The sequence below is a fragment of the Serratia sp. YWN4 genome (genome assembly GCF_055790845.1).
Window position 1 is genome coordinate 500,527 of the sequence record NZ_CM147696.1, and the last position, 20,016, is coordinate 520,542.

The 20,016-nt window shown below is 53.4% G+C and carries 19 protein-coding genes; 6 read left to right on the plus strand and 13 right to left on the minus strand.

All coding sequences use genetic code 11. The features are described 5' to 3' along the window. Window positions 1–115: 115 nt before the first annotated feature. From fis to acuI, 13 genes are all read right to left on the minus strand, one after another. Window positions 116–412 carry a DNA-binding transcriptional regulator Fis gene (gene fis / locus ACX9GT_RS02380; RefSeq protein WP_003855228.1) on the minus strand — a complete coding sequence of 99 codons (297 nt, stop codon included), beginning with the start codon at window positions 410–412 and terminating at the stop codon, window positions 116–118. A 19-nt stretch (window positions 413–431) separates the two neighbouring features. After that, window positions 432–1,397 carry a tRNA dihydrouridine synthase DusB gene (dusB, locus tag ACX9GT_RS02385; RefSeq protein WP_473189647.1) on the minus strand — a complete coding sequence of 322 codons (966 nt, stop codon included), beginning with the start codon at window positions 1,395–1,397 and terminating at the stop codon, window positions 432–434. A gap of 379 nt (window positions 1,398–1,776) precedes the next feature. After that, window positions 1,777–2,514 carry a carbonic anhydrase gene (locus ACX9GT_RS02390; protein ID WP_473189648.1) on the minus strand — a complete coding sequence of 246 codons (738 nt, stop codon included), beginning with the start codon at window positions 2,512–2,514 and terminating at the stop codon, window positions 1,777–1,779. A gap of 184 nt (window positions 2,515–2,698) precedes the next feature. Further along, entirely contained in the window at window positions 2,699–3,580 is an 882-nt protein-coding gene (gene prmA / locus ACX9GT_RS02395) for a 50S ribosomal protein L11 methyltransferase (protein WP_473189649.1), read from the minus strand. An 11-nt stretch (window positions 3,581–3,591) separates the two neighbouring features. Continuing rightward, window positions 3,592–5,037 (minus strand): sodium/pantothenate symporter, encoded by a 1,446-nt coding sequence (panF, locus tag ACX9GT_RS02400; protein ID WP_473189650.1) that lies wholly within the window; start codon window positions 5,035–5,037, stop codon window positions 3,592–3,594. Further along, entirely contained in the window at window positions 5,027–5,269 is a 243-nt protein-coding gene (locus ACX9GT_RS02405) for a YhdT family protein (protein WP_473189651.1), read from the minus strand. Before ACX9GT_RS02405 ends, panF begins: the two co-directional genes overlap by 11 nt. Before the next feature lie 151 nt (window positions 5,270–5,420). Next, a complete protein-coding gene (accC, locus tag ACX9GT_RS02410; RefSeq protein ID WP_473189652.1) occupies window positions 5,421–6,770 on the minus strand; it encodes an acetyl-CoA carboxylase biotin carboxylase subunit in 1,350 nt (449 codons plus the stop codon). Window positions 6,771–6,781: 11 nt separating this feature from the next. Continuing rightward, window positions 6,782–7,243 (minus strand): acetyl-CoA carboxylase biotin carboxyl carrier protein, encoded by a 462-nt coding sequence (accB, locus tag ACX9GT_RS02415; protein ID WP_473189653.1) that lies wholly within the window; start codon window positions 7,241–7,243, stop codon window positions 6,782–6,784. A 21-nt stretch (window positions 7,244–7,264) separates the two neighbouring features. Continuing rightward, window positions 7,265–7,717 carry a type II 3-dehydroquinate dehydratase gene (gene aroQ / locus ACX9GT_RS02420; protein ID WP_473189654.1) on the minus strand — a complete coding sequence of 151 codons (453 nt, stop codon included), beginning with the start codon at window positions 7,715–7,717 and terminating at the stop codon, window positions 7,265–7,267. A gap of 261 nt (window positions 7,718–7,978) precedes the next feature. Then, window positions 7,979–8,602 carry a protein-methionine-sulfoxide reductase heme-binding subunit MsrQ gene (msrQ, locus tag ACX9GT_RS02425; RefSeq protein WP_473189655.1) on the minus strand — a complete coding sequence of 208 codons (624 nt, stop codon included), beginning with the start codon at window positions 8,600–8,602 and terminating at the stop codon, window positions 7,979–7,981. Next, a complete protein-coding gene (gene msrP, locus ACX9GT_RS02430; protein WP_473189656.1) occupies window positions 8,603–9,604 on the minus strand; it encodes a protein-methionine-sulfoxide reductase catalytic subunit MsrP in 1,002 nt (333 codons plus the stop codon). Between the two features lie 276 nt (window positions 9,605–9,880). Next, complete coding sequence (locus ACX9GT_RS02435; RefSeq protein WP_473189657.1) at window positions 9,881–11,254, minus strand: exo-beta-N-acetylmuramidase NamZ family protein; 1,374 nt, start codon at window positions 11,252–11,254, stop codon at window positions 9,881–9,883. Between the two features lie 316 nt (window positions 11,255–11,570). Then, window positions 11,571–12,548 carry an acrylyl-CoA reductase (NADPH) gene (gene acuI, locus ACX9GT_RS02440; protein WP_473189658.1) on the minus strand — a complete coding sequence of 326 codons (978 nt, stop codon included), beginning with the start codon at window positions 12,546–12,548 and terminating at the stop codon, window positions 11,571–11,573. Between the two features lie 294 nt (window positions 12,549–12,842). Here acuI and csrD point away from each other — a divergent pair, with 294 nt between their 5' ends. The 6 genes from csrD (at window position 12,843) to rng (ending at window position 19,893) form a co-directional block, all read left to right on the plus strand. After that, entirely contained in the window at window positions 12,843–14,774 is a 1,932-nt protein-coding gene (gene csrD / locus ACX9GT_RS02445) for an RNase E specificity factor CsrD (protein WP_473189659.1), read from the plus strand. Window positions 14,775–15,095: 321 nt separating this feature from the next. Continuing rightward, the gene (gene mreB, locus ACX9GT_RS02450) at window positions 15,096–16,139 is read left to right on the plus strand and encodes a rod shape-determining protein MreB (protein WP_021180765.1); all 1,044 of its coding nucleotides are present in this window, start codon (window positions 15,096–15,098) and stop codon (window positions 16,137–16,139) included. A gap of 94 nt (window positions 16,140–16,233) precedes the next feature. Beyond that, window positions 16,234–17,241 carry a rod shape-determining protein MreC gene (gene mreC, locus ACX9GT_RS02455; RefSeq protein ID WP_473189660.1) on the plus strand — a complete coding sequence of 336 codons (1,008 nt, stop codon included), beginning with the start codon at window positions 16,234–16,236 and terminating at the stop codon, window positions 17,239–17,241. Further along, window positions 17,238–17,726 carry a rod shape-determining protein MreD gene (gene mreD, locus ACX9GT_RS02460; protein ID WP_473189661.1) on the plus strand — a complete coding sequence of 163 codons (489 nt, stop codon included), beginning with the start codon at window positions 17,238–17,240 and terminating at the stop codon, window positions 17,724–17,726. Before mreC ends, mreD begins: the two co-directional genes overlap by 4 nt. Window positions 17,727–17,781: 55 nt before the next feature. After that, window positions 17,782–18,369, plus strand: a complete 588-nt coding sequence (locus tag ACX9GT_RS02465) for a Maf family protein (RefSeq protein WP_473189662.1) — start codon at window positions 17,782–17,784, stop codon at window positions 18,367–18,369. A gap of 54 nt (window positions 18,370–18,423) precedes the next feature. Continuing rightward, on the plus strand, window positions 18,424–19,893 hold the full coding sequence (gene rng / locus ACX9GT_RS02470; protein WP_473189663.1) for a ribonuclease G: 1,470 nt from the start codon (window positions 18,424–18,426) through the stop codon (window positions 19,891–19,893). Window positions 19,894–20,016 lie beyond the last annotated feature (123 nt).

Genomic DNA, 20,016 nt, shown 5'->3' on the forward strand with positions numbered 1-20,016 from the left:
TGCTGTTTAGAGGATGACATTTGTCTGTGTATCACGTGGTGTATCACAAGCAAAGAAAAAGGCGCTTACCTCAATGAGGAAAAGCGCCTTTTATCAATACGTTAACTGATTAGTATCAGTTCATGCCGTATTTTTTCAATTTCTTGCGCAGCGTACCGCGGTTGATACCCATCATCAGGGCTGCACGGGTCTGGTTGCCACGGGTGTATTGCATCACCATGTCCAACAATGGCTGTTCAACTTCAGCCAATACCAGCTCATACAGGTCACTCACATCCTGACCATTCAGTTGAGCAAAATAGTTCTTCAGTGCTTGCTTAACCGAGTCACGCAGAGGCTTTTGAGTTACTTGATCCTGTGAGTTCACGGTTGAAACGGTCAGTACGTCAGAATTTACGCGTTGTTCGAACATAGTTCTGTCAGCTCTTTTTTTACGCTAGATTTTCGAAATATGCCTCCAACGCCTCCAGCTGTTCGCTGGCATCCTCTATGGCGTTGAATGTGCGCCGAAACTGGTCATTTGGGGCGTGCTCCTGTAGGTACCAGGATACGTGCTTACGAGCAATCCGGAATCCCTTGCCTTGGCCGTAAAAGCCGTGCAATTCCCGAATATGCTCTATCAACAAGCGCTTCACTTCGCCCAGTGGCATCGGTGGCAGCAGCTCCCCTGTGTCCAGATAATGCTGGATTTCCCGGAAGATCCAGGGTCTCCCCTGAGCAGCACGGCCTATCATCAGGGCATCGGCCCCGGTGTAGTCAAGCACTGCTCTGGCTTTATGCGGGTCAGTAATGTCGCCATTCGCGATAATCGGAATGGAAACACTCTGCTTAACTGCCCGAATGCTGTTGTACTCCGCGTCGCCGTTGAACAGGCAGGCACGGGTTCGGCCATGAATCGTCAGGGCCTGTATACCACAGTCTTCGGCCAGTTGGGCAATCTCTACACAGTTACGGTGTTCTGGTGCCCAGCCGGTACGAATCTTAAGTGTTACCGGCACATCCACCGCGTTAACCACCGCGTGGAGGATCTGTTTAACCAGATCCGGGTACTGCAACAGCGCAGACCCTGCAAGCTTCCGGTTCACTTTCTTGGCCGGGCATCCCATATTGATATCGATGATCTGTGCGCCGCTGGCCACATTAATGCGCGCCGCGGCAGCCATATCATCAGGATCACATCCGGCAATCTGCACGGAACGGATCCCTGGTTCATCGCTATGTACCATACGCAGACGTGACTTATCCGTGCGCCACACCTCCGGATTGGAGGAGAGCATTTCAGATACAGCCATCCCAGCACCCATTGCATGACATAAGGTTCTGAACGGGCGATCGGTGATCCCGGCCATCGGGGCCGCAATCAAGCAATTTGTTAACTGGTGGTTTCCAATGCGCATAGACAAAGACTGACCATACTGTGTCCGCAAGGGCGCGTATATTACGCATTTTTTCGCTGAGATGAAAGGCCAAACTTTGACCAATTTGCTGCTATTTACCAATGAAAACGCGGCTCACAGCGATTTATGAAAATATTATAGTTATTTAACAAAGGCTTGACGTTTTATGCTTGATTTGTGTGCAATAAAATATTCCCGGCACAACAGGATTTTATCTTTAAACAGTACGAATTTGAGCATGCAACATCAGGTGTACAGCAGAATTATCAGGGTAATGCTTTGACAATACGTTAAAAATTCCAGTCGGAAACCTGTGATTGAATCGTTTTAGCGGCCCACCGCCTCCCCAGAGGGGGCAGCGGTGAGCATGCCTTAGACATCAATCAACGATAACGCGGCCATTCAGCGGCTGTACCGGACGATTATTGGCATGGTGGACAACTGAACGGAATTGGCTGATCTGCTCGGCAGAAGCGTTTACAGGCTGATCCAGCACCATCCAGCTAACACCTTCAGAGCAAGGTGGCGTGGTCAGTGAACCACTGAAGCGGTAGAAGTTGAACTCTTTAGGCAACAGCGCCTTGATATCCACCGGCTTGGTCAATACTGCGGTCTGATCAACCTGAGCGGGCATCTGCTGCCAAGCCTGCGCCAGCTGCGGGTTGGCTTTGCCTTCCTTGAACATCAGCGCCGATACTGCCAGAGCACCGTCTTTGTCTTTAAAGACGAAGTGCGCTTCCAGCGGGAACTGCTTGCCGTCGATCTCGTTTTCGCTCGGAGCGTGGAAGTGGAACTGCTGCAACGTAAAGGTATCGTTATCCAAACGCAGGGTATTGCCTTCGCTGACGTTGACCTGAATGGTGTGGCCGTTATTGATGATTTGCTGCTTACCCGGCTGGAAAGCCAGTTCGAGCTTGCCGTGATGGGTCTTCAATGCACCCTGGATATTGACCGGTGACTGGTTCTTGCCGGTTTCACACAGTGAGAAATCGGGTGAGAGTTTACCCCAATGTGCCGGATCTTCCTGACCTTCATAACTCCAATGCTGATGTTGTTCGGCTGCACCGATTGAGAAACTGGCCACCAGCATGGCGGCCAGCAATAATTTTCTTTTCATTTTCAATCCTTTCAAAACAAAAGTGTGAATAACCCTTGGCGTGCAACGCACGGGTTGCCATCGCTCGCGCAGGAGAATACGCTCGCGATTTATCAGTATAAACTAGGGATTTAAGACGAAAATAAACAAAACCACCGGAAGTGATTAAATTTCTGGTGGTTTTTGTCGGTAAGGAAAAATGTAACTATTTACGTTGGCCGGTAATGCGACACCATTCTTCGCGTTCGGCAACCGGGTCGAGATCGAATTTATCCGCGTAAGCGTCAGCCACGCTCTGGGCCTGCGTGGCCAGAACGCCGGAGAGGCCGAGATAGCCACCGGCTTTTGGCAGGCAACCGATGAGCGGAGCCAGTTCACGCAGCGGGCCTGCCAGAATGTTGGCGACCACGACGTCGGCCAGCAGATCGGCCGGTTGGTCTTTTGGCAGATACAGCTCCAAGCGCTCAGAAACGCCGTTACGCTGCGCGTTGTCGCGGCTGGCCTGAATGGCTTGGGGATCGATATCAATGCCAATCGCGCGTGCGGCACCGAGTTTCAGGGCGGCAATCGCCAGAATGCCGGAGCCACAGCCAAAGTCGATGAGGGTTTTGCCCGCGAGATCCAGGCCATCGAGCCATTGCAGGCACAGCGCCGTGGTGGGGTGGGTGCCAGTGCCGAACGCCAGGCCCGGATCGAGCATCACATTAACCGCATCCGGGTCCGGCACATCGCGCCAGCTTGGGCAGATCCACAGCCGCTCGCCGAAACGCATCGGGTGGAAGTTATCCATCCATTCACGTTCCCAGTCTTTATCTTCCAACTGCTCGATTTTGTGGCGGAAACCGGTGCCCAGCAGCGGGTGCTGTTCCAGCATGGCGACCACGTTAGCCATGTCGGTTTCGGCGTCGTACAGGCCAATTACATCGGTATCGCCCCACAGCAGGGTTTCGCCCGGCAAAGGTTCAAATACCGGATTATCGTGGGTGTCCTGAAAGGTCACCGACACGGCACCGCTTTCAACCAGTGCATCGCTCAGGTCTTCTGCCTGCTTGCCGGTGGTGTTCAGTTTTAGTTGGATCCAAGGCATAACAATTCTCTTCAAGAGGGTAAGGATGACGCCAGCCGACGCTTTTCGCCGCACAGGTTACCGATATAAAACGCCGACAGGCTGAGCAGCAGCGCAGGCACAATCGGGTGCAGCCCTGCCAGTTGCAGCTTGAAACTGGCCAATAGCGTATAGCATAACGCACCTGTGACCATTGAGCTAAGCGCTCCCTGCGCGTTGGCGCGCTCCCAGTACAGGCCCAGTACCAGCGGCCACAGGAACACGGCTTCCAGGCCGCCGAAGGCCAGCAGGTTCAGCCAGATAATCATTTCCGGCGGCCGCCAGGCGGCCAGCAACACCAGCAGCCCAAGGATCAGCGTGGTCAGGCTGGAGAAGCGTTTGATCATCTTCTCGTTGCCCATCTGCTGCGGTCGCACACCCAGATAAAGATCTTTGATGATGGTGGCGGAGGATTGCAGCAGTTGGGCATTGATGGTTGACATGATCGCCGCCATGGGGGCTGCCAGGAAGATCCCGGCGGCGTAAGGTGGTAGCACGGTGATCATCAGCGTCGGGATCACCTGATCGGGGATCTTCAGATCCGGGATCACCGCACGCCCCAAGGCTCCGGCCAGATGCATACCGAACATCAGAATTGCCACCACGATGGTGCCGAGGATGATCCCACGGTGCACCGCTTTGCTGTCTTTGTAGGAAATGCAGCGCACGGCGGTGTGCGGCAGGCCGATCACGCCGAAGCACACCAGGATCCAGAACGAAGCCATAAACGGCAGGCTGAGGATCTGCTCGCCGCCCTGCGGTGTCACCAGCGCCGGATCGATCTGCTGTAGTTTATCCACCGCGCTGTGCAAGCCGCCCGCCGCATGGATCACCGCCACCAGCAGCAACACGGTGCCCAGCAGCATTACCAATCCTTGCATGGCGTCGTTGAGCACGCTGGCGCGGAACCCGCCGAACGCGGTGTACAGTGCAATGCTGATGCCAAAAATCAGCAGGCCGGTATCGTAAGGGATGCCCGCTGCGGTTTCCAACAGGCGCGCCCCACCGATAAATTGCACCGTCATGGCCCCTAGAAAGGCCACCAACAGGCTAAGACTGGCCAGCCATACCAACAGGCGGCTTTGGTAGCGGGCGAACAGCATGTCGTTCAGGGTAATGGCATTGTAGCGGCGCGCTAGAATGGCGAATTTTTTGCCCAGCACCCCGAGCGAAAGCCATACGGCGGGCAGTTGGATCATCGCCAGCAGCACCCAGCCGAGGCCATATTTATAAGCGGCTCCCGGCCCGCCGATAAACGAACTGGCGCTGATATAGGTGGCGGTGAGCGTCATGGCCAGCACAAAGCCGCCCATTGAGCGGTTGCCGAGGAAATATTCGCTGAGGAAGTTGCCGGTCTGGCGGCGGCTGTAGGCATAGAGCGACAGGCCGAAAACCAGCAGCAGGTAGGCAATCAGCGGCAAGATCACTTCAATTTGCATCGCTATCCTCCAGGGGAATATCGCGGAAAACGCTGCGCACCATCAGCCAGCACAGGCCGATAAACAGCAGCGGTACCAACAGGCAGGCCATTTCGAACCAGTGCGGCAGGCCGGTGATGCCCGTGGTGTTATCCGGCAGGTAGGCCGCCAATGACCATGCCAACAGATAAAGCAGCGTCAGACCTAGCGCCCAGCGCGCCTCGCGATGAGCTTGAACAAAGCGTTGTTCCATCCGTGCCTCCAGGGGGTTTACGGTGATGGATTGGCAAAGGAGGGGATTTTACGACAAGATCGGCATTTGCCCAGCGTTAAGTTGGCGGCCGCCACAAAGAAAAAGGCCGATGAATCATCGGCCTTGGTCAGATAATCTACAACCTGCGGGCTTAGGTCTCTTGCAGACCCAGCTTTTTCTCCAGATAGTGGATGTTGGTGCCACCGTGCTGGAAGTTTTCGTCATTCATGATCTTTTGTTGCAGCTCAACGTTGGTTTTGATGCCATCGATGATCAGTTCAGCCAGCGCGTTCTTCATGCGGGCAATCGCCACATCGCGGTTTTCACCGTAAGTGATCAGTTTGCCGATCATGGAGTCATAGTACGGCGGTACGGTATAACCGGCGTAGATATGAGATTCCCAACGCACCCCAAAACCACCTGGCGCATGGAAGCGGGTGATCTTGCCTGGGCTTGGCAGGAAGGTGTTTGGATCTTCGGCATTGATACGGCATTCCACCGCGTGGCCCTGGATCTTCACTTCGTCCTGTTTGATCGACAGCGGCTGACCGGCAGCGATACGCAGCTGCTCTTTGATCAGATCCACGCCGGTGATCATTTCCGTTACCGGGTGCTCTACCTGAATACGGGTGTTCATTTCAATGAAATAGAACTCGCCGTTTTCGTACAGGAACTCAAAGGTACCGGCACCGCGGTAGCCGATCTCCACACAGGCTTTCGAGCAGCGCTCGCCGATGTAACGGCGCAGTTCCGGGGTGATCCCCGGTGCTGGCGCTTCTTCAACCACTTTCTGGTGGCGGCGCTGCATTGAGCAGTCACGCTCCGCCAGATAGATGGCATTGCCCTGGCCGTCTGCCAACACCTGAATTTCGATGTGGCGCGGGTTTTCCAGGTATTTTTCCATATAAACCATGTCGTTGTTGAAAGCCGCTTTGGCTTCCGCTTTGGTCATGGAAATGGATTGCTCAAGATCTTTGTCGCTGCGCACAACGCGCATGCCACGGCCGCCGCCGCCGCCAGAAGCCTTGATGATCACCGGATAACCGATGCGCTTGGCGAAGGCACGGTTTTTATCCATGTCGTCGGTCAGCGGGCCGTCAGAGCCTGGTACGCAAGGCACACCGGCTTTTTTCATCGCGCTGATAGCCGAAACCTTGTCACCCATCAGGCGGATGGTTTCAGCGCGCGGGCCGATGAAGATAAAGCCGGAGCGTTCAACCTGCTCGGCGAAATCGGCGTTCTCGGACAGGAAGCCATAACCGGGGTGGATCGCCACTGCGCCGGTGATTTCTGCCGCAGAGATGATGGCCGGGATGTTCAGATAGCTTTTAACCGAAGGCGCAGGACCGATACACACGGTCTCGTCGGCCAACAGTACGTGTTTCAGATCGCGATCGGCGGCAGAGTGAACGGCCACGGTCTTGATGCCCAGCTCTTTACAGGCACGCAGAATGCGAAGCGCAATCTCGCCACGGTTGGCGATAACAATTTTATCAAGCATGATGCGCCTCGTTATTCGATGACGACCAATGGCTCGTCATATTCAACCGGCTGGCCGTTTTCTACCAGAATGGCTTTCACCACGCCTGATTTATCGGCTTCGATTTGGTTCATCATTTTCATTGCTTCAACGATGCACAGGGTGTCGCCAACGTTCACTTTCTGGCCCACTTCCACGAAGGATTTCGCATCCGGGCTTGGTGTGCGGTAGAAAGTACCGACCATTGGGGAACGAACGATGTGGCCACTCACGGCCGCGGGTGCTGCTGGGGCTTCTGCGGCAGTTGGGGCAACGGCAGTAGCCAGAGCGGGTTGCTGCTGGGCTGGCATGGCGTACTGCTGCATCATCGGGTAAGCCTGCACCGGTGCGGCACGGCTGATGCGAACTGACTCTTCGCCTTCAGAGATTTCCAGTTCAGAAATGCCTGATTCTTCAACCAGTTCGATCAGTTTCTTGATTTTACGAATATCCATGAGTGTGATTCCGACTCTTTTTTAGTTGGATTTTGACAAACGGCGAACCGCTGCCTGTAAAGCAAATGTGTAGCCATCCGCGCCGAGACCGCAAATCACGCCTACCGCAATATCAGAGAGGTAAGAGTGATGACGGAAAGGCTCGCGGGCATGCACGTTGGACAGGTGGATCTCGATAAACGGGATCTGCACCGCCAACAGCGCATCGCGCAGCGCCACGCTGGTATGCGTGAACGCGGCAGGGTTAATCAGAATAAAATCCGTATTACCGCGTGCCTGATGAATGCGATCGATGAGCGCATGTTCGGCGTTGGATTGCAGATGGCTCAGGGTAGTATTCAGCGCGAACGCCTGGTTTTCCAACCCGCTAACAATCTCGGTTAACGTCGTGCTGCCGTACTTCTCCGGCTCACGCGTCCCCAGCAGATTCAGATTGGGGCCGTTCAAGAGCAAAATGTGAAACTTATCCGCCATTGTGCTGGTATCTCCGGCAATAAAACCATCATTGAAGAAAATAACCCGATGTCACCGATTTGTCACCTGCCAGGTGACGATTTCACGCTGTCAGCAGGTGCAAGGGCGGGCATTATAACGATATCGTAGCAATTCGCAGCTAAATACTGGTCTTATCAGCGAAGATATTCAACCCTGAATTGACAAACAGATAACCTCATTATCGGATTATGAGGGATAGAACACAGAAAAGTTCCGTGCCGAAAGCGCTGATTTTCGCCGTCAATCGACGCTGTTCCGGCTGGATTGATGGCCACCCCGACGGAATTTCTTGTAACGCAGGACCAGTAACAGCAGCGCCAGCAGAGCGTAAATAAAGGGCTGCGGCGAAAAGGTTTTTACCGACCACAGATAGTGAATTGGGACCAGAATAACGATCAGATAGACGAAGTTATGCAACTTCTGCCATTTTGCTCCCAACTTGCGCTGTGCCCAAAGCGTTGAAGTGGCGGCTAGCGCCAACAGCAGCAGCCAACTGATGATACCGAGCGTCAGGTACGGGCGGGTAACCAGTTCGCGCCCCAGCAGGTTGATATGGTTCAGCCCCAGTTCCAGCGTCGAATAGCTGATCAAATGTAAAGTAGCCCAGGCAAAACACCACAAACCCAGCAGACGGCGGCAGCGGATCAGCATCGGCTGGCGCGTATAACGGGCAAGAGGCGTGACGCATAAGGTCGCCAGCAGCAATTTCAGCGCCATTCTGCCGGTAAAATGCTGGATATCTTTGGCCGGATCGGCGCTGAACCAGCCCTGATCGACCGCCAGGATCAGCCACAGGAACGGCAGAAAAGCCGCCAAAGTGATCACCACCTTCAGCCAGCGGATATGCGTTGGGGTTAAGCGCACTCAGAAGTTCTCCCGTAAATCCAGGCCGCGATACAGCGAGGCCACCTGATCGGCATAGCCATTGAACAGCAGCGTTGGCTGGCGCTGAACGTCCAGAATACCGCCGGAGCCGATGAAACGCTCGGTAGCCTGCGACCAGCGCGGATGATCGACATGCGGGTTCACGTTGGCGTAAAAGCCGTATTCATTGGGGGCCGACAGATTCCAGGTGGTCGGTGGCTGTTCGCGGGTCAGGCTGATCTGCACGATTGATTTGATGCCCTTGAAGCCGTATTTCCACGGAGCGATCAGCCGCAATGGGGCTCCATTCTGCGGCGGCAAGGCTTTGCCATACACGCCCACGGTCAGCAGGGCCAGCGGATGCATGGCTTCGTCGAGCCGCAATCCTTCCACATAAGGGTATTTCAGGCCGCCGCCGATAAAGCGATCTTTCTGGCCGGGCATCTGCTCAGGGTCGTACAGCGTTTGAAATGCCACATAGCGCGCGTTGCTGTTAGGCTCCGCCAGTTTAAGCAGCTTACCCAGCTCAAAGCCGATCCAGGGCACCACCATCGACCAGGCTTCTACGCAGCGCATGCGATAAATACGCTGTTCGAGCGGGAAACGCTTCATCAGATCGTCGATATCCAGCGTGATCGGTTTGCCGACCTCACCGTCGATCTTCACCTTCCAGCCTGCGGTTTTCAGATCGCCAGCGTTAGCCGCCGGATCGGCTTTATCCAGCCCAAATTCATAGAAATTGTTGTAGCCGGTGACTTTTTCTTCTGGCGTCAGCGGCAGGTCAGCCTGCCAGATCTCCGGTTTGCTGAATTCCAGCGCTTTGCCCGGCGGGGCTTTGGGCCGATCGTTACCTTTAAACCATGACAGCAAATCGGCTTGCGCATTGGTGGGTAAAGCCAGAGAGGCGGCGGTGATGCCCAATGCCTGGAGCACTTTGCGCCGCTGGTAGAACACGCTCTCCGGCGTGACATCGGCTTCGGTGAGTTTTCGTCGTTTGTCCATTATTTGTTCTCCGCAGGTGACGGCCTAAGCATGGCGTGAAAGCCAACGTAATGCGAGAGATAGGGGGAGAGTATTTATTTCGGCCGCTAAATATCTTGAATCCTGTGACAATCCGCACTCTCCCTGTACCAGTAGTGCTGTTGCGGTGATCCAGAATGAGTCATGGTGGGCGCTGGATTTTTCGCTTGCTGAAACTCAAGTTATTAGGGTATAGGGGCTAAAGCAGCCCCTATCATGGTCGGCGAGCATGGCAAACTAAAGATCAATCACCAAAAATTAAAGCTCATCTTGATATAGCCTATATTTCTGACGCATAGCCTTATAAGTCTGTAAACCTGATTGCCAGCCAGTTTCTATTTTCTGGATAGTCTCTTCTTCAGTGAGATTATTCTCACTGGCGGCTTTTAACTCCTCCAGAAATGATTTGCTCCCCACCAGTTTTGCCAACCATGCAGGGCGTATCACATAGTAACGATCCGCATTCTGTAAATATTGTCTTTCCTGCTCATAGCTCACATCGGTTTTGTAGCCATATTTTTCCATGTTGAACCACCATTGCACAAATGGCCGAATTGATGGGGTTCTCTGTTGAGGGGAAATCCCTGTTGCCTCTTGGCGATAGGTCTGACCCCAAACATATTCCCCACCCTGGGGCCAGCCAAATGCTGTCAGCCCTGGTTCAATTTGATACTCAGCATTGATATAAAATTGGCTATCAGGATATCCCGTTTGCTCATGTGGATAGTCAGAGCCGCGCCCCATATTCACGCTGGTGGATTCAAACAGCGCCAATGAGGGATACATACGGATAGCCATGTCGGTTCTTAAATTAGGCGATGGAGGTTTAGGCAATGAATAAGGAGTGGCATGGGTATAATTCCTCATGGTAATCACATGCAACCGGTCGGCAGGAAGACGATATTCCGGCAGCCCAAACAAATCCCAACGATTATCGGCATTGTCGACTCCTTTTAGCCACCCTTGACCGGCAATCATCTGAGCGAATTCACCGGAGGTTAAACCATGAACCATAGGAACCGGGGCGATACCGATATTAGAGACATTATCCTGTTCCAGTAACGGGCCATAAATAGAGTCCCCATTAGGATTGGGGCGATCAAACACCATAAACTCTTTGCCATAAGCCTGAATACTTTCCATCATCCAATGCATTGAGATGGTATAGGTGAAGAATCGCACCCCGACATCCTGTAGATCAAAAATAACCACATCGACGTTAGCTAATTTCTCTTCGGAAGGGTGTGCCAACCGTTTGCCATTCGCATCATTGCCATACAGCGACCAGACCTGTAAGCCAGTTGCGGGATCGATATAATCTTTATCGCCAAATCCAGCCTCTTCATTACCTCGTAACCCATGCTCCACCGAGAATAGCGTGGTGACGGTAAAGTTATATTTAGCCTGTAGCGTTATTAATTTCTCAATCGCATGCTGCCCTGATGAATCAATGGAACTTTGATTAACCATTAACCCCACCCGCTTACCTGATAACAATGGTCCATAAACTTGGGGTTGATCAATCCCTAAGACAATCGCATTGCTTGCCGGTGGAGTGGAGAGTATTTGTGAGTCATTACATCCGTTGAGTAAAAAAAATGGCATAAATAAAGTCAATAATATCTTTTTCATAAAATATAAACTAATATCCCTATTTTTATGGCGGTTATGTGAGCGCGCTGAAAATGATGTCAAGAAAAGAGATTACGCTTTACCAAATATATATACAAGGAACCTCAAAATACAATTTTTCAGTTCCTGACCGCTGTCGTTAATTCGTGGTATCAACGAGCCCGTTATGTCTGGTGGTTGGGAGAGATATTCCAATCCAGTCCCTGGCTGATGTGGCAGTGTAAGGAGATTGTCGAATTCGAAAATTTAAGGGGCCACGATAGAGAGAGCCCCTGGATGGTTTAGCACCAAAAAGGGAATAGGTTCGACACTGTTTTCAGCGGACTTTCACCAGCGTACGGCCGGTGATTTGATTGTTCATCAGCGCAGCGGCAGCGGCGGGCACTTCTTCGAGCAAGATCTCCTGCGTAGCTTGCTCATAGAAGCTGTCTGGCAGAATGCTGGCCAGGCGTTCCCAGGCCGCCTGACGGCGCGGGAAGGGAGTATGCACCGAGTCAATCCCCTGTAAACGCACGTTGCGCAGAATAAAAGGCATTACCGTGGTGGGTAACTGATAGCCACCCGCCAGACCGCAGGCGGCAACCGTACCGTTGTAGTTCATCTGGGCCAGAACGCGGGCCAGCAATTTGTCGCCCACCGTATCAATTGCCCCGGCCCACAGCTGTTTTTCCAGCGGGCGTGGTGTGTCGAGATAATCGCTGCGCGGTAATACTTCTTTGGCCCCGAGCGCTTTCAAATAGCCAGTATTACTGTCGCGGCCACTGATTGCCGTTACGCTGTAGCCCAACGCCGCGAGCAGAGCGATGGCGGTGCTGCCCACGCCGCCGCTGGCACCGGTAACCAGAATGTCACCGTCTGCGGGTTTTACCCCACCTTCTTCCAGCGCCATCACGCAAAGCATAGCGGTGAAACCCGCAGTGCCGAGGATCATCGCTTTACGCTCATTCAACCCTGCTGGCAAGGGGACCAGCCATTCGCCGCAGACTCGGGCCTGTTCGGCCAAGCCGCCCCAGTGGTTTTCACCGACTCCCCAGCCGGTGAGCACCACGCTCTGGCCTGCTTTAAATCGTTGATCTTTACTGCTATGCACCCGGCCAGCAAAGTCAATACCGGGTATCATCGGGAAGTGGCGAATAATCTTGCCCTTGCCGGTGATCGCCAGAGCATCCTTATAATTCAGGCTGGACCAGTTGACGTCGACCGTCACATCGCCTTCTGGCAACCGAGCACTGTCGATATCTTTGACCTGCGCCAGGGTTTGATCGTCTTGCTGTTCCAATAACAATGCTCGCATGTCACTCTTCCTCTTGGTTTCATATTTGATATGAATGTTTGAACCGATTGGGTTTGACTATATGCATAATAAAAATACGTGTCCTGACAAAGGACAAAAAAATGGTGCTTAATAGTTTTCTTCGTCAGCTATGCTTGATAGGTTGGTAAGGGTAACCTAATGCTGGGTAAGGAAAAAAAACACTTTCTTAATTTTTTTAAAATCAGGCTATTGCGTTGTATTGATTCGAGCAGTTACGGGCCTTTATCGATTAAAGGATGATTTTCGTTTAACTATTGCGGACAAGGCTCGGGGATGAGATTTACCACTAAACTCTCTGCATTGATCACCCTGCTCGTTGCCTTGGCTATGTTTCTCATGCTGATGGGGTGCTCTTACAGTTTCTTTTACGTGACTCAAGAGCGTCTTGAGCGCCGTTTCGATGCATTGGCGACTTCTCTCGATCAGGCGATGTTGCATGATGCTCCTCAGGCACAGGATCACTGGCTACCGCTGGTCATGCGGCCACTCGGTATTGTGGCCATCAGCGTGGATGCCGGGAAAAGCAATCTTTTTGCCTACCGCCTGCCAACGGTAAAAATGCCCTGGGAATCGCTCAATGGTTATCGGCAGACTTCGCTGATGATGATGCACCACCCTGGAACCACGCTGAATATCACCTATCTCGATCCTCTTGCCAGCGACATTCGCTCACTACAGTCTACGGTGGCAGTTACCCTGTCGATCATCATCATGGTGATCATCCTGCTGTTCAGCCTGCGCTGGCTACGTGAACAGGCCGACGGTGAAGATCGTCTTGAGCGCCGTGCCCGGCGTATTCTCAATGGTGAACGTGAAGAAGTGCTCAAGGGGGATGTGCGCGAGTGGCCAGCCAACGTCAGTGGTGCTCTTGATCGTCTACTGGCTGATCTGGCCGAGGCGCGTGAGGAGCGCAACCGTGTCGATACCCTGATCCGCGCCTTTGCCGCACAGGATGCGAAAACCGGCCTTAACAACCGTCTGTTTTTTGATAATCAGCTGACGACGCAATTGGAAGAAGGGGGAGCACATGGCATCGTCATGATGGTGCGCCTGCCTGATTTCGACACGCTGCGTGAAATTCACGGTAACGCAGCGGTACAAGAGTTGATGTACTCGCTGGTGAACCTGCTATCCACGTTTGTCATGCGTTACTCCGACGCATTGCTGGCCCGCTATTTTCACAGCGACTTTACCGTATTGCTGCCGCACCGTACCCTGAAAGAAGCCGACGGCATTGCTGCGCAGCTGATTAACGCTATTGATTCATTACCTTCCACGACGCTTATCGATCGTGAGGCCTTCCTGCATATTGGTATTGTTGCCTATCGTAGCGGGCAAACCACCGAGCAGATTATTGATAACGCCGAGCAGGCCACCCGTAATGCTGCGCTCCAAGGGGAAAATAGTTGGTATATCTATGACAGCGAAGTGCCGGAAAAGGGGCGCGGTAATGTCAAATGGCGTACCTTGCTCGAACAGGTATTGGCTCGCGGTGGGCCGCGCCTTTATTTACAACCGGTGATCACGGTGGAAGGCGAAGTGCATCATCGTAAGGTGATGAGCCGGATCCATGATGGTGTGCAGGAACTGTTGCCCGCCGAATATTTACCCCTGATCAAGCAGTTCGGGCTGGCAGAAAGCTACGATCGCCAGCATATGAGTCGGATAATTCCGTTATTGTCCCTTTGGCCTGAAGAGACGCTGGCATTTCCGCTGTGTGTCGATTCATTATTACAGCGCAGTTTTCAGCGTTGGGTGCGTGATATCCTGCTACAGTGTGAAAAAAGTTCTCGCCGACGAATTCTGATTGAACTTGCTGAGGCAGAAGTGTGTCAACATATCGACCGTTTGCGTCCGGTGTTACGTTTGTTCTCGGGTTTGGGCTGCCGTTTGGTGGTTTCTCAGGCAGGGTTGACCGTGGTAAGTACCTCTTATATCAAGTCGTTACCGGTGGAGATCGTCAAGCTTCACCCGGGTTTGGTGAGGAGTATTGATCGGCGGGATGAGAACCAGTTGTTTGCTCAGAGCCTGACCGGAGCCTGTGAAGGGACCCATACGCAGGTTTTCGCCGTGGGCGTGCGTACGCGCAATGAATGGCAGACGCTGAAAGAGTGTGGAATTCTTGGCGGGCAGGGCGATTTTTTTGCCTCGCCTGAGCCGATCGATGTCAGTCGTAAAAAATATTCGCGTCGTTATCGTGTTTAACCTGATGACCGGGCAAAAATTAACGTAGAATGGCCCGTCTTTTCCTGTGGGCGTCAATAGGTGCTTAACACCGATGACAATCAGGAAAAATGTTAGATTTTATGAGCTGTGTTACGCCGCCTGCTACGTTGATTTGGTGGGAAACTGAGCCTTTATTGAGGGATTTCAGCCTCCATTCGTTTTCCGTGCATTCGGTTAGAAACAACACAGACTATTTTTCACCGAAGCAGAACATTTTTGCGCCTTGTCGCTGCTTCGTGTGGTTGGTAAAGTAGGCGGATTTTATTTTCCGCCCCCAGCTTGCAGGATTATCCTTTCGTTATGTTTAAGAAATTTCGTGGCATGTTTTCTAATGACTTGTCCATCGACTTGGGTACCGCCAATACCCTGATTTATGTTAAAGGACAAGGCATTGTATTGAATGAACCGTCGGTGGTTGCCATTCGCCAGGATCGTGCCGGTTCACCCAAGAGCGTTGCGGCCGTGGGCCATGACGCCAAACAGATGCTGGGGCGTACGCCTGGCAATATCGCAGCGATTCGTCCAATGAAAGACGGCGTTATTGCCGACTTCTTTGTGACTGAAAAGATGTTGCAGCATTTTATCAAACAGGTTCACAGCAACAGCTTCATGCGCCCAAGCCCGCGTGTGCTGGTTTGCGTTCCCGTTGGGGCAACTCAGGTGGAACGCCGTGCGATCCGTGAGTCCGCTCAGGGTGCAGGCGCTCGCGAAGTGTTCCTGATTGAAGAACCTATGGCTGCGGCTATCGGTGCTGGCTTGCCAGTATCGGAAGCAACCGGTTCCATGGTGGTCGATATCGGTGGCGGTACCACTGAAGTGGCGGTGATCTCGCTGAACGGCGTGGTGTACTCCTCTTCTGTACGTATCGGCGGCGATCGTTTCGACGAAGCCATCATTAATTATGTGCGTCGTAACTACGGTTCACTGATCGGTGAAGCCACCGCAGAACGTATCAAACACGGCATCGGTTCAGCCTATCCGGATGATGAAGTGCGCGAAATTGAAGTTCGTGGCCGTAACCTGGCCGAAGGTGTGCCGCGTGGCTTCACCATGAACTCCAATGAAATCCTTGAAGCCTTGCAGGAACCGTTGACCGGTATCGTCAGCGCGGTCATGGTCGCGCTGGAACAGTGCCCGCCAGAACTGGCTTCTGATATTTCCGAGCGCGGTATGGTGCTGACCGGTGGTGGTGCGCTGTTGCGTAACCTGGATCGCCTGTTGATGGAAGAAACCGGCATCCCGGTAGTGGTTGCAGAAGATCCGTTGACCTGTGTGGCACGCGGTGGTGGTAAGGCGTTGGAAATGATCGACATGCATGGCGGCGATTTGTTCAGCGAAGAATAGTCAGCCCCAGATCGGTGGGATCGTATCGGATAACGGTAGTCGCATGGTATCAGGTGCGATCCCCCTTTCTGTTGTCGAGGAACTCGCATAATTTATGAAGCCCATTTTTAGCAGGGGGCCTTCCCTGCAACTACGACTTTTTTTGGCAGTGATCGCGGCCATTGCCCTGATCGTTGCCGACAGCCGGCTCGGTACGTTCGCTAAAATACGAAACTACATGGATACCGCCGTCAGTCCTTTTTATTTTTTGGCCAATGGGCCGCGTAAAGTTTTGGACAGCGTTTCAGAAACGCTGGCTACCCGCCAACAGCTTGAGCTGGAAAACCGTGCTCTGCGGCAGGAACTGCTGCTGAAAAACAGCGATATCCTTCTTCTTGGCCAATTCAAGCAGGAAAATGCTCGCTTGCGGGAACTGTTAGGTTCGCCGTTGCGTCAAGACGAACACAAAATGGTCACCCAGGTGATGTCGACCGGTTCCGATCCTTACAGCGATCAGGTGGTGATCGACAAAGGTTCCGATAACGGCGTTTATGAAGGCCAGCCGGTGATCAGCGATAAAGGTGTGGTTGGTCAAGTGGTGGCGGTGGCCAAAATGACCAGCCGCGTCTTGCTGATTTGTGATGCCTCGCATGCGTTGCCGATTCAGGTGTTGCGTAATGACATCCGCGTGATTGCCGCAGGTAGCGGCTGTGCTGACGATCTGCAACTGGAGCATCTGCCAGGCAATACCGATATTCGCGTCGGCGATGTGTTGGTCACCTCAGGCTTGGGCGGCCGCTTCCCTGAAGGTTATCCGGTGGCGGTGGTTTCCTCGGTAAAAGTGGATAACCAGCGTGCCTATACGGTGATTCAGGCGCGGCCAACGGCCGGTCTGCAACGCCTGCGTTATCTGTTGCTACTGTGGGGTGCCGATCGTAACGGCACCTTGCCGCTACCGCCAGACGAAGTTCATCGCGTCGCGAACGAACGCCTGATGCAGATGATGCCGCAGGTGCTGCCGCCAGCGGATGCCATGGGCCCGCCAGCGCCATTACCGGCCACCAGTAACACCGTGCCACCGGCTGCTACGGGGGCAACTACGGGCTCTGGAGCAACACGATGAACCGCTATCGCAGCAACGGGCGTTGGATAATCTGGCTGTCATTTCTTGTGGCATTGGTGTTGCAGATTATGCCGTGGCCGGAGCAAATCTACATGTTCCGGCCATCCTGGTTGCTGTTGATCCTGACCTACTGGGTGATGGCGCTGCCGCATCGGGTTAACGTCGGTACCGGCTTTATTCTGGGGCTGGTGATGGATCTGATCCTGGGTTCAACCCTTGGCGTACGTGCGCTGGCGATGGGGATCATTGCCTATCTGGTGGCCTTTAAATTCCAACTGTTCCGTAATATGGCGCTGTGGCAGCAGGCTTTAATCGTGGTGCTGCTGTCGTTGGCGATGGACGTGGTGGTCTTCTGGGCTGAGTTTTTAGTGATCAACGTCTCTTTCCGCCCCGAGGTATTCTGGAGTAGTGTGGTAAACGGTGTGCTCTGGCCGTGGCTGTTCCTGCTGATGCGCAAGATTCGCCGCCAGTTTGCCGTACAATAACAAGGATATACCCAATGAATTTCAAGTTGCTGCTTGAAGGATGAGAGATATATCAATGATTTCGCTTTATCTTGCATCCGGTTCCCCACGTCGACATGAATTACTGACCCTGTTAGGCGTTCCGTTTGAAATCCTTCTGACGCATACCGAAGAGCAACGCCGGAGCGGTGAGGGAGCGGAAAACTATGTCTGCCGTCTGGCGCAGGAAAAAGCCGTGGCGGGAGTGGCGCTGGCAGCGCAGGATTGGCCGGTGCTGGGGGCGGATACCATTGTGGTGCTGAATGGCCAGATATTGGAAAAGCCGCGAGACAAAGAGGATGCCGCACAGATGCTGGCAGCCTTGTCCGGCAAACGGCATCAGGTGATGACCGCCGTGGCGATCGCCGATCGGCATGATGTCTTGCGCCAGTTGGTGGTGACGGATGTCGTATTCCGCAGCCTGTCATCACAGGATATTCGCGACTATATTGCAACAGGCGAACCGATGGATAAAGCGGGCGCCTATGGAATTCAAGGAAAGGGTGGTTGTTTCGTCAGAACGATAACCGGGAGTTATCACGCGGTAATGGGTTTGCCGCTGGTCGAAACACATGAGCTGCTCAGTCATTTTGTCGCATTACGAGATGTAAGAACCGGCCAATAGACTTGCTTGAAAGAGGCAGAGGCAGGCATTATCGACCGGCTCTGAGGAGAAAACATGACAGCTGAGCTACTGGTTAATATCACACCGTCTGAAACGCGAGTTGCTTATATCGACGGTGGTATCCTGCAAGAGATCCACATCGAGCGCGAAGCCAAACGCGGCATCGTCGGCAATATCTATAAAGGGCGTGTCAGCCGGGTATTACCGGGGATGCAGGCGGCTTTTGTCGATATCGGCCTGGATAAAGCGGCCTTCCTGCACGCCTCCGATATCATGCCGCACACCGAGTGCGTTGCGGGCGATGAGCAAAAAAACTTCCATGTCCGGGATATTGCTGAACTGGTGCGCCAAGGGCAGGATCTGATGGTGCAGGTGGTGAAAGATCCGCTGGGTACTAAAGGCGCGCGCCTCACCACCGATATTACCCTGCCTTCACGCTATTTGGTGTTTATGCCAGGCGCTGCTCATGTGGGTGTTTCCCAACGTATTGAAAGCGAAGCCGAGCGTGAGCGCCTGAAACGCGCCGTGGTGGGCTATTGCGACGATCTGGGCGGTTTTATCATCCGCACCGCCGCGGAAGGGATCGGCGAAGAAGAGTTGGCGCAGGATGCGGCCTTTCTCAAACGTTTGTGGACCAAGGTGATGGAGCGTAAAAAACGCAACCAGACCAAATACAAGCTGTATGGCGAACTGGCACTGGCCCACCGTATTTTGCGTGATTTCGCCGGTTCCGCGCTGGATCGGATCCGTGTCGATTCCCGCCTGACGCACGACCAACTGCTGGAATTCACCGGCGAATATATCCCTGATATCACCAACAAGCTGGAGCTATACACCGGCAGCCAGCCGATTTTCGATCTATACGATGTAGAAAACGAGATCCAGCGGGCGCTGGAGCGCAAGGTCGAGCTAAAATCCGGTGGTTATCTGATCATCGATCAAACCGAAGCCATGACCACCGTTGACATCAATACCGGCGCGTTCGTTGGCCATCGTAACCTTGATGAAACCATCTTCAATACCAATATCGAGGCGACGCAGGCGATCGCCCGCCAACTGCGGCTGCGCAACCTGGGCGGTATCATCATCATTGATTTCATCGACATGAACAATGAAGAACATCGCCGCCGGGTATTGCACTCGCTGGAGCAGGCGCTGAGTAAAGATCGCGTGAAAACTACGATCAACGGTTTCTCTCAGCTAGGATTAGTTGAGATGACGCGTAAACGCACGCGTGAAAGCATTGAACATGTGCTGTGCAACGATTGCCCAACCTGCAATGGCCGCGGAACGGTAAAAACGGTGGAAACCGTCTGTTATGAGATCATGCGCGAGATTGTGCGCGTACATCATGCTTACGATTCCGATCGCTTCCTGGTGTATGCATCTGCGGCGGTAGGCGAAGCGTTGAAGGGCGAAGAGTCGCATGCGCTGGCCGAAGTGGAGATCTTCGTCGGCAAGCAGGTTAAAGTGCAGATCGAACCTTTGTACAGCCAAGAACAGTTTGATGTCGTCATGATGTAAGCGTCTCTCCGCCCAATGGGGGCAATGAGTGGCGTTGAACTCCGCCAGGCCCGCTGCTTTATCGGGCCGGGGGAGGGGCAACAGTTAAGAAATTCCCGTTGCCAGGCAGCGGATGCAAGGAGA